Annotated in this window: 9 protein-coding genes; all 9 read right to left on the reverse strand. The window is 42.4% G+C overall.

Translation table 11 applies throughout. The features are described 5' to 3' along the window. Nucleotides 1–63: 63 nt before the first annotated feature. On the reverse strand, nt 64–534 hold the full coding sequence (locus ASD24_RS09640) for a hypothetical protein (RefSeq protein WP_056694903.1): 471 nt from the start codon (nt 532–534) through the stop codon (nt 64–66). A gap of 406 nt (nt 535–940) precedes the next feature. Then, nucleotides 941–1,333 (reverse strand): hypothetical protein, encoded by a 393-nt coding sequence (locus ASD24_RS09645; protein WP_056694905.1) that lies wholly within the window; start codon nt 1,331–1,333, stop codon nt 941–943. 32 nt (nt 1,334–1,365) lie between these two features. Further along, the gene (locus ASD24_RS09650; protein WP_056694907.1) at nt 1,366–2,061 is read right to left on the reverse strand and encodes a hypothetical protein; all 696 of its coding nucleotides are present in this window, start codon (nt 2,059–2,061) and stop codon (nt 1,366–1,368) included. Further along, nucleotides 2,062–2,697, reverse strand: a complete 636-nt coding sequence (locus ASD24_RS09655; RefSeq protein WP_056694909.1) for a hypothetical protein — start codon at nt 2,695–2,697, stop codon at nt 2,062–2,064. A gap of 183 nt (nt 2,698–2,880) precedes the next feature. Then, a complete protein-coding gene (locus ASD24_RS09660) occupies nt 2,881–5,187 on the reverse strand; it encodes a phage tail tip lysozyme (protein ID WP_056694911.1) in 2,307 nt (768 codons plus the stop codon). Between the two features lie 150 nt (nt 5,188–5,337). Next, nucleotides 5,338–6,672 carry a hypothetical protein gene (locus ASD24_RS09665; protein ID WP_056694913.1) on the reverse strand — a complete coding sequence of 445 codons (1,335 nt, stop codon included), beginning with the start codon at nt 6,670–6,672 and terminating at the stop codon, nt 5,338–5,340. A gap of 213 nt (nt 6,673–6,885) precedes the next feature. Beyond that, on the reverse strand, nt 6,886–7,251 hold the full coding sequence (locus tag ASD24_RS09670; protein ID WP_156395404.1) for a hypothetical protein: 366 nt from the start codon (nt 7,249–7,251) through the stop codon (nt 6,886–6,888). 202 nt (nt 7,252–7,453) lie between these two features. Continuing rightward, the gene (locus ASD24_RS09675) at nt 7,454–12,391 is read right to left on the reverse strand and encodes a hypothetical protein (protein WP_056694917.1); all 4,938 of its coding nucleotides are present in this window, start codon (nt 12,389–12,391) and stop codon (nt 7,454–7,456) included. Between the two features lie 77 nt (nt 12,392–12,468). Then, nucleotides 12,469–14,382 carry a hypothetical protein gene (locus tag ASD24_RS09680; RefSeq protein ID WP_056694918.1) on the reverse strand — a complete coding sequence of 638 codons (1,914 nt, stop codon included), beginning with the start codon at nt 14,380–14,382 and terminating at the stop codon, nt 12,469–12,471. Between the last annotated feature and the right edge of the window lie 2 nt (nt 14,383–14,384).

The following is a 14,384-nucleotide window of genomic DNA, read 5'->3' on the forward strand; positions in this document are numbered from 1 at the left end:
AGACACCGATCAGAAAGCATCAATGTCTTTTTTCATATTCCCTTACTATATCCTTCATTCGAATTACAAGGATAATTCTGTCTCACTCTGTTTTTCCGATTCTTGTTCAACTCTCACTTCTTTCTTTAAAGCTCGTGCAGCAAGCGTATTACTTTTATGCTGTTCACTATTAAACGGAACTTCTGGTGTTTTTAACGTATTGGTGTTTACGAGAAGACCTTTGCCATTTCTATTCATAAATAAATCCGCTTCAATGACCAAGTTATCCCCATCTTTATTCGCTGCTGCTTCAATAGCTTCCCACTGCTTGGCCGAATACTCCGCTGTAAATGTCGGTTTCTCCTTGCCTTCATTATCTATGTATTTATCATATACCAGCATCGGATCTGTGAAGATATCGTCTCCTTCTCGCGTATCATTTGAAATGCTAAAAGCCACATTTTTTCCAGTCATTCCTTTACCCGTTTGTTCAAATACGTTCGCCACGTGAACTCGCTGTCCCTTAAAACTTTGACCTTTTCTGAATCTCGCCATACGTAAATTCGCTCCTCTATACTTCATTTTATAATCTACTTATGAATTAAATTATACATCAATATCACTGACGGGCAAGCGTTTTGAAAGAACAATTAATCACATTTGTTAAACAAAACCTTGCTTTGCCCAGTCACTTTTTCTGATGTTTGTACTTGTCTATACGAGCTCTTCATTACTAAAGGACAACTGTACATTTGGTTTGATGCAGAAAGTCATTAATCTTATTGATTTAGGGGCTCACGCTACCAGCTCTAAGACGGTTCTATCACCGCCTAAGAGCCGCTACGCGCCGCTGGACACTACTTAGCGCGTTAACTACATCCTCTAAGCTGCAAAGCCGCTAAGAGGCTATACGTTCCTGCCCTTCGCTATACGCATCCACGGAGCGAAAAAAAGAAGCCGATTACTCGGCTCCCTTCTTACGTCGTTGAATCAACGATAAAATATTCTTTGGCTGGCTGATCAAGCGCCGCCATATAAATTTCATCCAAGTGATAAAGCCATAGACAGTCACAAGCATAATGGTAACACACGACAAGATCCATACCATGGCATTCATATTATTTAATGAGGCTGTCGGCTGGATGCCTACATAACCCGCAATGAAGAGGAATACAAACGGAATGAGTTGCACAAAGAGCGAAACACTCAACCCTACTGTGATGATTCCCACAACGCGAGTCATAATAAGTGTCGTCTTACTCATACTAGGCTCACTTGCGGAAACATTATCGTCTGGACTCGGAACAAGATTTAATGTCCGTTCCGTTTTGTTTTGAAGTTTGTTATTTTTCACCGATCATCCAAGCTCCTTTAAACGTGCTTTATTTAGTTCCCAAGTAGTCCAGCACTATACCCCGCTCTAGCACTAACCTCCGTGATGTGCCGCTCACCATTCCCCGCATCACCTGCCGCGGTAAATTCGATGATGGCTTCACTACGTTCCAGTGCATCCCGGTTAGCTAAATCACTGCCATCCTTGTGCATGATGTATTGTACAAAAGCCACATAGCGTACTCGGGAGCCTTCAGCCGTAATGGGTACTACATAAATACTATCCATGGTCGTGCGTAGCTTTTTGAAATCAATAAAGGACAACATTCCATCATTTGTTTCGATCTTAGTATCCGGCGGGAGATAGGTTTTCGTAAACGAATTATCTTCACCGAGCGATTCTATGTATTGCTGTCTAACTCCTTCGTATTCCGTTCCATTACTCCAACTAAAAGCGGCCACAAAGTACTTCTCCGCTTCTAACGAATCCGATTGAATAAGTTCGGGATCCAGACCAGTCACTTTTTTAACAGAGTTCGTTTTTTGAGCTTGTACTTCCGTCTGTTTTGAGCTAATATTCTGTTCCATTTGATTCAATTGGTTCGTTAAGTTTGAATATTCATCATCTAGCACCTGGATCTCCATTTGCTGCTTAGAATACGTGTAAAACGTAATTGCAACAAGTACTAAACCCGTTACAAATGCAATTCCAGAAGCAAAACTGAATTTTTTAAGTAATCTCATCATCATTTATGCACCCCCAACATCAACTTCATCATCTAATCCATCTTTCGTGTAATGCCGACTGATGTTCGTCAACTTATAATTGGCCACATCATAAACAGCGTATATCAATCCTGCTGACTTCCCACTTTTGGTCGTCATGCTAAACAGAACAGGTACATTATCCGTATCCTGGTACGTGACAATAGATTCGAGCTTTAGATTCCAATCAGGATTCAACTTCCATGTTTTTATATGATCGCTTTCCGTAGCATTCGTCAAACGCGTATTTTCTGCTTTCGCCTGTTCAAGTTCTTTTACTATTTTGTCATAAGCCGCTTGATCCTCGGGCAAATCTTCATTGGTTTTATAAAACGATGTCAGCACGTTCTCTGCAGCAATAATCTCGTCTCCAATCTTCATAGCGGATACCGTTCTTGCTTCAAGCGTCTCTTCATGTTCTTTTGCATCAAACGGTTGCGCTATCTCTTCTTGTGCAGACTGTGCAACCTCTAAACGTTCTTTAATTTCTGCAATATTGGACTCAAGTACATCCAACTTCTTATTCTGCTGCCAGATGAAGAAAACAAAAATCATCGAGATCAATCCCAGCACAATCGGTATCCAATACAACTTCAAAACAGTAGTTTTTCGCGTTTGCATCGATAAATCCCCTTCCTAAAATAAACCACATTTTTTTAGATATTTTTTTAACGATAATCCTCATAAAAAAAACACATATTATCAATACTTTTTTCTGCATAAAATACGAAAAATAGTATCAACAATAAATAACTCGAAAACAATTTCTAAATTATACTGTACACACAGTGTTTTATCAATCATTTAGTATGTTTCTAATTCTCTCCACTGTGGTGCAGCGTCTGCTGGTTTAAAGAATTTCCAATGATCCTTTTCATAGCGATCTTTTTTAATGACTCGCCAGCTCCATGAATAACTAAGTCCTGGTGCATTACGTCCACTAACGCCCCGAATGTTCTGTTCATTGACTAGAATGTCTCCATTCGCAAAAACATGTTGAACGACACCCGTGTGTCCGTACCGGCTAGTTGTAGCATCACTAAACACTGCTCCTGAAGCTGGTATGCCTGACACGGCTTGATCATAATGTTTAGCCCATCCATCCGCGACATCTTTACCATCACCATACGGTCTATCCGTTGGCCTACCACCCTGATTCCAATCCGGATACAAGCGCATAAAGTAGCTATGGGCTAACGCCGCACATTGGTCTGGTATAATCCCATTCGCCCATCCGGTCGAACTACCCCATACTAGACCCGCATCCTCCGGATTCTTCGCATACACCTGTAAGGATGCTGGTAGTGTTTGACGAGACCACGGTACTAAAACTAAATCTGCCGGTACCTCGCCGGTACCATCAATAGACTGGTTTCCGTAATGACTCTTAATGGGGTTTCCACAACCGTCATCCTGGTAATAAGCTGCTACGGCACGATTGCCTTCAGATCTGCCTACATTCACATCGCTCAATATGCTATCTGCGTACGCTGTATCCGTCGTAGATCTCTCCAACACAAACATAAAATTGGCTGCATTTTTCAGACGTTGTGAGAGCGAATTGTTTGGAGAACTCAATCCGATCCATGTATTCATAAACCGCTCTGTTTCCTTCTGTACGTTACTAGGTGGCGTATGTAGAAAATCAATTAACTGCTTCTGACGCAAGGCATCGTCGCCTTCCAACATAAATTTAATCTGCGTATCAAAGTCATACCAGTTTGAACTATGTGACTGTGCATATTTGACTAACAAATTATTACGGCCATTAGTCCATTGAGCCAGACCAATGCCAACGTACTTGATTGCAGGGTACTTCGCTGCATATTTGGCATTAATCTTACTTACGTTAAATCCCACTCCCATAGCAGTTTGCTTACGAGGGCCAATCTGGAATGGCTCATTATATATCGTCTCGACTCCGGTGGGATCAAGTCCGCTTTCATGCTGTAAATTTCCAAGTACGGCTGCTGTCTGTTCTTTCGAACCGCCGATGCGCTCATATACGGACCAAACCTTCACGGCATTCGCCTCACGAATAACTTCCAGCTCACCGTTTAACAAATAATCCTGTGAACCCTGCCTTACAATTGTTCGATTCGGTACGCAATTAGAGATGGAATCATCTTTCAAGGTTAGATCACCAACAACACCATAACCGAGAACACTTGTAGTCGTCACCGTAACTGCAACCACACCTGCCGTAACCGCATTCCCTATAGCGGCACCAACACCTAGAATACCTGAAACGAAAGAACTTACAGCATTAAAGGCAGTAGCTAGAGCGCCAACAACCTTACTGACGCCTGCCATGACAACACCCTTCAGCATCATCATCATTTTCATCATCATCATACCTATAAGTGCTGCTCCTGCCGCTTTTCCCCCTGCTGCTGTAGCGGCTATCGCTTTCGTTGCTTTAATTCCACCATCCACGGCTTTATCTGCCACTTCCTCTGCTTTATCCGTCACACTGTCGTCTTTGCCGCCAGCCTGATTTTTTCGCCTGTTATGCTCTTTCAGCTTTTTTCGTACACTATTTGCTTGAGCAAGTCCTGGCGTTAAATCCATAGCGGCATCTGCAGCCTGGTGTTCAAGCTGATCTTTCTTGCTTTTGTCACTGTAATCCACACCGGTAGCATTCGATGTCATACCTTTTGCTTTATTCCGTAGTCCCTCTTGGTTGGCCAATTCTCCTGAGGAACCAGCCTTTCCTTGATGAGCACCATTCACCCCTGAAGATCCCGCTTTGTTGTGATCGTTATTCTGTTTTGTAGCATTTCCTTCACTTGAATTGTGCCTAGCACCGAGAGCAGGGTTGACATTACCCGCTCTGGACGGATTTGATTGACTAGCTTTATCCCCTTGATTTATAGCAGGTGAAGCGACAGAAGCTTTGCTTCCACCAGATGAAGATCCGGTTCGAACACCACCCGCAAGCTTCGATTTGGTATTAGCGTAATCGGATCGCACTTCACCACGAGCGCTGTCGCTATTCGTAACCGTAGCTTGTTGTTTCATCTGAGTTCCTTGACCGCTAGATCGCGCTCTGCTGCTTGACACTGCTCCACTTAATGGCCTCTTTCCCCCTGCTCCTCCGTTCGCACTCATGTCGATGCTCCTCTCTATACCTCCGATATTTATCGGGATTGATCCTGAAGTAGGATTATGAATGGTTATTCCATAGTAAAAGCCTGCTGAGCTGAATACTTCCTTCGCTCAACAGGCTTTATATCAAATCACACATTTGAGCAAACTCACTTAGTAGTACGTTATACCGTTATCATTTTGTTGTTGTGTGAATCCTAGTTCTTGAGACAACACATCAGCATCGAGTACTAACAAACTACGGAGCAGATCTCGCTGCACCTTCTGTTTGATAGACAGATACGACCGCCACGTCTGCTGTAGCGATTCTGCTGAATCTTTCGCTGCTACCTGAGAGGACGGGCTCGTTCCCGTCGATACTAATCTCAAATCTAGTATCGATCCATCCTCATTGTTTAAAGTAGTTACCTGCTCGACCTGCTCTTTACGCGTCTGGTTCTTCTCGGCCGTCGTACTTGTCGATTCTGTTTTCTTTTTCATATATCCATCAAACTCAGACAAACCACCCATTACCTGTTTGATATAGCCATCTCGAATGGTCTTCGTCGTATAATCAATGAGATGTGCGCCAGCCAAGTTTTTGGCTGCTACGAACGTGCCGTTCTCATCAACATAATCACCTTGTATAAACCATGGTGTTTTAGGTGCCTCATATCCAACGGACACCAAGCGGTTAGTGTACTCTTTTGCCCGGTTTAGTAGATTCGCCATTTCAACGGTTTGTGACTTAATTTGTTCTCGAATGATTTCATCTTTAGCTTCTGCTACCAAAGCCGTATATAACTTGGTTGGATTATTTTCACCAGGCACTAACCAATCCAGTTTCGTTATATTGTCTGCACCAGGGTTAACATAAAATCGACCTTGATCATACTTCGCAAACGATCCATCGGTATTTTTCTTATCTCCGCTTGATCCTGTACCTTCTTTCGTCGATAATTGCTCATTCGCACGAATCGTCACATCCAAAATTCGTTTGGGTACACCCTCACTATTCTGAAAACGAATAATTCCATAACCCGTTGAACCAAACATCGATAATGTCGTTTTGGCTTCTGCCTCCATGCTTTTATCTAACCCTGTTATGAATAACTGATAATTACTTGCATCTACAGACATCCCTTTTGCATCTTGCAGACGAAAAAGTACCATAACATCCTTATGGTCTAGATCTCCGAATACACCATCGATAAACATTTTTTGACCAGACAACGAAAAGACAAAACTTTGTGTATACCTGGCTTGTGTTGAAACTTGCTGCGCCAGATTCCCTCGATCTTTTGCAAACGACAAACTTGAAAACAAAAGTAGAAATACTAGAGTCGCACTAAGCATGATCGTAAAACGTTCCATACGATGATGGGGTCCAAATTTAAAACGGTCTCTCCACTGTGTTAGACGTTGAACTAATGTTAATCTTTCTGGAACATCCACTTCTGCCACTTCAGAATCTCTATTCCTTAATCCTTGCAAAGATTTTTTTGCCAATCTGTTGATACTCCTTTCTATATGTATAAATATTTAAAAAAATCCCAAAAACACTTTGTATTCAGCGTTTTTATGATAACTCTTTAATAATATATCACGTTATTAGGCATTTGAGTAACTAGTAGTTCAGGACTAGGAGGGTACTTTAACTTTTTAGCAAAAAAAGAGAGCGGTTAATCCGCTCTCTCTCAAGTTATGTGAGAATATCAAAAATTACTTGAAAAAGTAAAACTTCGAATATTCGAACCATAGACTGACGCCGCCGCCAAGATCTTCGATTGTTTGACGACCACCACCGGCAATATTCTTGATTAAATCATAGCCCGTTGTTGAAGATAGCGCTCCTCCTAAAATAAACAAAGCACCATACACAAACCAGTTTACTTGTTTTTTTCCGCCAGACCAGAGAGCAGTAACGACTTGAAATACGGCTACTACTACAGCAATCAAGCCTATCAACATTAAAAATAACTTACTCCAATCTCCCAGTTTTGCGGTTACATTTTCCAGAAAACTCCCTATATCCCAAGCCCCAGTCAAAAGATCAAAATTAAGCATGCTCTCATTTAAGATATCCATGAATACCGTGTGCCCCTCTTTCGTTAAAACTGAATGTATTTTTTCGAACAAAATTAATTGAAACCACTGACTAGTCAATGCTTTTAATAACGAAATAATTATATCATAGCACTTTTTGGAAGACAATACGATTTGGTATACAACGTGTATGCTATAGTTAACAAATTGCAGATCCTCCCTCAACGAAATCATATGTTTCCAATTAATCGATGCTAATACCCTGAATATAATCATCCCAAGCTTGTTGCAATTGTTTAGTACTATTCGCAATCTTAGCTCGGGTGCTCAAGGCATCTTCACGTATACCAGATCCTATTAATTCACGTTTCATATACGATATGCGGTTTCCGAGCGATTCAAATTGTTTACGACCAGCCTGGGTAATGGTACCCGATTTCTCTTGATGATTAAGACGGTCATACAATACTTGGGTCTGACTCAAATTAACTAATTGATTGACGATCGCGGAGCCGTCCTTGCGAATCGGACGACTTGCGACACTAGGCTGGAAATCACCTGTTTTTAGTAAACCGTGCGCATGCCCCATCAAATGACTCATTTTCTCTTGAGACGATTTAATTTGCGTCTGCAGTCCACGTATCTCCGCTTTTGCATGATCGATTTGCAGCGGTGAACGTGATTCAGCACGAAGCGATGCTAGACGTTCCTGCGCTTGTTTCATCTTCAGTTGACCTTGTCTAATCGTGGCAGAATGATTTGTAACTTCACGGCTATAGTCACCATAGTTATTAATCCCTTGCGTAGCTAGCTCTGTGAAGCTTTTACTTGATGTTGTTTTTGCTACCGGTTTAACAGAAGGAGATTCTGTAAGCTTGCTCCAACCATTAGGACTCGTCATTTTTAATTTTTCATTATACGCTTTGGTAGCATCACTCTTCGCTCTCGCTTGTTGACGCTGAGCTGCTTTAACCACTTTCTCTGGAGCTCCATTTCGAATAAGTTGCTCCACTTCATTTTGTGCCTGCTTTTGCCGCACCTGAGCATATTCAAATCTAGCCGTGGCTTGATCGATCTGTGCAGGTGTACCGCTTGGCGCCTTAGAAACGCGTTCAAAATTACGCTGTGAATCCGACAAGTACTTCGATGCTTTATTAATCCGTGCTTCATGTTTCGCAATTACTTCTGGCGCTGCTTTCGAAGCGATAGCTTGCTCATGTGCTGCTTGAGCATTCATAAAGAACTTCGATGCTTTATCTACTCTGTTTCTCGCGCTGCTCACTTCGCCATATGAACGTCCAACTTCTTGAGCCTTTTGCATATCACGCTCCGCTACCATAGCCTTTTGAACCGCTTGTCGCTGTTCATCAATTCGACCACGCTGGCGTGTAATATCCTTCACAGGAGCGCCCTGGGTTTGTAAATTACTGAGTGCATCGACTTCCTGTTGTAAGGAAGATTGTGCTTCTTTTAAATAGCGTGATGCGCTTGCTACATGATCCTTTGTAACAGGTGCTACAGGTGCCGTCAAAGCGGCCTGTGCTGATGCAGGTGACATGCTAACTTCCATCGCTTTGTTGAATGCACCTTGTGCCGCTTTTGCATCATTACTAGATTTTTTAGCAAACCGCTCTGCTTGCATTACAGCATATGGAGAAGCCCCTTTTGATTTAAGTTCATCGACGCGAGCTTTTGCTCGATTCGCAATCTCGTTAGCACGATTAGATTGCTTTGCAAGCATCGTCAAGTTAGGATCTCCAGTAGTTTCTTTTCCAGGGATTGTTGCATTTGGTTTGATCGCTGCGTCACCTTTGTGGCGTAGCTGTGTTTCTCCAGATTCAGAATCAACGACTTCTTCAAATGCACGGCCATCCACTGCTCCAACAACCGAAGCGGCATTTACACGATTACCGTTCTTATCCGTTACAAAACCCTTCTCATCCAGACCGAGCGGTACTGTACTGTTACCTGAGCGAGCTCGTAATGATTCTCCGTCGCTACCCACGACATTCCCGTCTTTGTCCATACCATAATGCGTGGCATCCTGTTCCGCTTTCATAGCGGCAAACTTATCGGCGTCGAATCGCATGCTATCCAGTTTCTTAGCTGCCTTCGTAGCAGATACAGGCTTACCTTTACCATTAGGAGTATCCGCTACAGGTGTCAATATTCCATCTTTACCGACTTCAACGAATGCACCATTTTGATCAACAAGTTGACCTTTTTCATTCTGATGGAACGCATTACCCGCCTCATCTCGATACGCACTTCCGTTTTGATCAAGAAGTGAACCATCGTCTGCCACCATCGCTCTAGCGCCTATTGAATCTAGAGGAGACGACGAACTGATAGGTTTTCCTGCAGCATCCACGGCGTTACCATCTGCATCTTTTATAACCTCGCCGTTTTCATCGATTTTTTGACCGCTACTCGTGGTATCTGGTGAACTAGAATCCGCCTGACCCTTACGAGCATTATCAAATTCATCTTGAGCAAGCTTGCTATACGGCAGCGCGTTAATTCCAGCTTCCTTAGCTTGCATTTCCCTTGCATAGGATTGACCATCTATTCCGAGCGCACCCTTTGCAATGTCCTTGCCCTTCGCAGTAGCTAAATCTTTCGCTGTGTCCATCCGTGCTTTGACTTTATCCTTAAACGAGCCGCCTTTTTTATTAAGCTCTTGTCCGAGTTGCTCTTTTCTGGACTCTATACCATGAGCTGCATTCAAAATGCCTGCCGCTCCTCCTAGTAATCCTCCAGCATCTGCAGCTTTGGCACCTTGCGTGAGTTTTCCATCTGCACCGATACGGCCATCCGTCATTTTCCCCACGTCGAGACCCTTACCACCCGTTCCAGTATCGAGAGCGCCCATCAGACGATTAATCCCACCAGATACGACTTCTTCCATCAATTCATTAAATACTGTTTTATTTCGGATCATGAAGATCGTTACACCTAAGGTAATCGCTACAGTAAGGAAGCTTCCAACAAAGTCAAATACCAAACCTGAACCTAAAAATTCCCCTCCAACATCAATCACATCATTGAAATTAAGCATGATGGTCATAATCAAATTCTCACTAAGAATATAGAAAAAGATCATACCTATAATCTGTGCGATCAGTACTGCAACAGAAATGAGTAGCTTTGTGATAAAAGCGATCGAACCGAGTGCAGTGCCAAACACACCAGAAAGAATACGAGGAATATTTTTAATAGCAACTCGAATCATAGCAATACCATACATAATTGAAAGAATGGCCAAGCTAAGCATGACTGTTATGTTCTCTGTCCATCGCGTAAATGAAGACATACCAGAACCACCAAATGCAACAGCAGCATAGGAGTCACGAGATAAGTCACTTGCTGACTTAGAAGGTGAATATACAGTTAATCCGGTATTGGAGAACGTAGTATTTAAAAAGTTATACATAGCAATCGGGGAAAGGCCGCCTACCGTGCTCAATTCATCACTACCAATAGGAGCAATTTTCTTGGTTACGATAGATGGCATACCTGGCACATGGTACCCTTTATCCGCACTGTATTGTAAATTCCCAGCATTATAGATGTTGTAAGAGTAGATACCAAACTGATACAAACGATTTAAAGCTGGTCCTGCTGTGAAAAGCCCCTTTGCGCTACTTTCAACTTTGTTGTCTTCACCGTTCCAATGAATTGGTTCCATCCATTTTGGATCATTGTTCCATGGATTAAGCTTTGAGCTCCATGTACGACTGTCACTAGCAGAGAGTGAATACATATGCGCGATTTCTTGATCGTTTACTTCAGATGGACTTGAAGCTCTCATCCTTTGAATTTGTCCTGCAACTTCACCGTCATAATCACTTCCTGAATACAGTGCACTATTCATATGACGGCTTAATACACTAAACACTTTTGAAAATGATCCCTGGTTAGAATCACTCGGGGATGAAGATCCCGAACCACCCGGGGGCACGCCCGGTGGTGTTGAAGGAGGTGCATCGACATCTGTTCGATTTCCACCTTCTTTAAAAATCTCACTTATGTTTGAAGTTCCTGCGTATCTATTTTTCAATTCTTCTGCTCTTGTATTAGCTGCTCGCGTTCCGTTGATTTCCAAGATTAGTTTACGGTTACTCAACGTTCTGCGCTCATCCTCTTCATAGCGTGGATTATGAATCTTACTTTGTTCAGGTGGAGCGAGACGCGAATACTTCACCCAGTTTTCAAAATCCACATAAGAGGACAAAACTAAATAATCGGCATATTCGGAGCCTACTGCAACTTTGCTATTTAAATCTTCCACCACACCTGTATAGGTGGCACCAATTAAAGGCAAACCCGCAAATAGCATAAATACACGCACAGCATAGCGGCCGAACTTTTTCATCACCGCTCCTCTTTGGTTGAACACCAACACGCTAAAAGCAGTTAGAGCTAAAAGTAGAGGGAACAAGAAATAAATTGAGAAATTTTGAATCGTCTCATAAATGGAACCGACGTACTCTGCAGCACCTGATAAGATTCCTAAATCAGCACTTGCTGTCCCATTAATTACTGTTTCAAATAGCTTAAATGGGTTCAATGCACTCAAAAGCATTAAAGCAGCACGAAACAAAAACGGTGCAGCATTTGCTAGAAGATACACCAGCAACGTGAGTCCAGATGCTAAAAATCTTCCCATTGATTCAAGACCCGGTCGAACCGTCGTAATTAGACCCATTTCTGTTAACACGTCACCATAACCGGCGTATTGAAAGAACGGATTATTTAATCCTGCGTGATAAATTGAACCCCCGCCGTTATCTACGACGTTCATCAATTGATCGTATGTAATCGTCGCTGAAGCTGTAGTGAAAGCACTCATCAGCCACCCTTTTATGCCAGTGTCATCTGAAAGAATTTCGGCATAACCGAGTAAGCCCCCGGCATTACCTGCTGGTAAAAGATCCGAACTGTTGGTGGCTTCCAACATGTACATGTTCCGGATTTGAGAACCTGGCGCAAGTGCGGTTCCGAATTCCCGTGTCAACTCGCTGCCTCGTTGATATAAGGATAGATCAGAAACACCGTCATTGGCGGCGAACACATTACTTACAGGAATAAAAATCGCTAGAAAAAGCGAAAGGCCCATAACGCCCAAAAGCGCTACACGTACAGCCGTTCGCTCTAAAGTTCTTACTATCATTTGCCTCAATCTGCTTTGCCCCCTTTCTTTCATTTGTATATGGAGCAATTTCAACTTACACGCTGATCATAAGCTCAAGCTAAGTTTTACTGAAAACCCATTTGAATATCATTTGCGAACACAATGTTGGCGAAGTCCCGGCGTAAATAATACCGATGTTTTTCTTTATGTTCTAATAAGACTTTAAGGTCACTTGTTACTTCGTGTTTTAATGCCGTTTCATACGCATTAATCGTGGATTTTGACATTCCACCAAGCAATGTATAATCTGCAGTGTCAAATGCATTAAAATTACGATCCTCAATCATGGCGTCGATCGATCCGTAGATATATACGACACGAACACCATTATCATTTAGTTGTCGAAATTGCTCTTTCACGTATTCCTTTACGTTATCATCCATTTGATCGACACCATGTAAAAGAACAACGTCACCTGAAGAGAGATTCCCCACTGCAAAGCTTAGTGCATTCACAAATTGAGCCATCATTACGCCTCGACCTCTCTTTAATAGAGAGCTAAAATCATACACCACTCGATTAGACACGGCAGCCCGATCTATAATCGTCGAAGTCGTTTTATTAAATAAGTCTGCATGCGTATCTAGCATGTCACGGAATGCAGTTTTGAGAAATCCATAGGCTTCTCTTACAGCCGGATCCGATTTATCGGCATACACTTCACCTTGATAACCTGAAGTCAAATACGACAAAAACTCAGGAAGCATCGGCACTTCATCATGCGAAATACCAACCAACCGAAGTTTATCTCGGTTTTCCATCGCATTTCTCGACCACATTCGTTTGTCTACATAAAATTCATTTAGTAGATTATTCAACTCACCCTTAAAACGAGCCTCCTGCCCTTCAGGCATCTTATAAAGCATTTGAACCATTAGACTCATTTTTACGAGATGTGCTGCATACACACTCAGTTCATCTTCATAGGATCCAAATAATTCAAAGGGATTGATGTCCCCTCGGGTCATATCGACGTTTGATGTAATATCAGAGAGATCTACACCTAAACTAGATATCTTGGCTCCATTTAACACTAAGTGGATAACACGTTTGTTTCGCACAAGAGCACTCATTCCTAGCTTTGCTCCCCATACGTCAACGCCTCGTTGTCCTCTAAAGTCCCACCCTGATAGTGTCTGCGCTTCTGCTTTACCAGCAATAACAACATGGGAGTCATATCTATCAATATCTAAAATCACCGCTGAGTTATTCACATCGCCTTCCATCTGACCAACGTATTCACCTTGGGGATCTTCAATCCCCCGCGTGACTAAGCTATAGTTGCCAGCAAACTCACTTGATGTGAACATAAAGTTACGACCCATCTTGTTTTCGACTTTACCAAACAGGTTCGATAACTCTCGTTTTTGCTCTCCAGTGTATGCAGCAGCAGAAACTGTATCAAAGCGATCTTTATACTGCCGATTGATTTTATTGATTGCTTCGTCCAGTTTTTCAAGCGTTGGAGCTTTCACCATAAGACGAAATGCCACCCGAAGATAACTAGATCCGTTCATTAGATCCGTAGCTACTTCGACAAGCTGTTGCTGACGTTTACTGAGTTTTTGCTTCGATGTGAGTGACCCACTCTTTTTTGTTTCCCCAGCTTGGTTATTGTATAGGTTTTCTGCACGTCCTTGATGCTGCGCAATCCAAGATTCACTCATACGACCAACATGTTCAAATCTTCTTACACTAACATCCTTTCCGAGATTCCGAGGAATGAGATGAACACCCCAAAAATAACTAAGAGCATCGTCTGCACCTTTCTGATGAAAAATCGTGAGAATGGATGCATAAGCATTATCGATCTGAAAATAGTCAGATTTAAAAATAAACTTTGATTTCGGTTTAATCGCCTTAAAGAAGGGAAAATCGCGGATCAACGATTTACTATTTTTATTGCCCTGTTTCTCACGCTCCTTCCTTTTCATCTTATTCATGACACTATTTAATCCTCTCGCTGGTGCATTGCTCATAT

This window comes from Paenibacillus sp. Root52 (genome assembly GCF_001426865.1).
Classification (GTDB): domain Bacteria; phylum Bacillota; class Bacilli; order Paenibacillales; family Paenibacillaceae; genus Paenibacillus.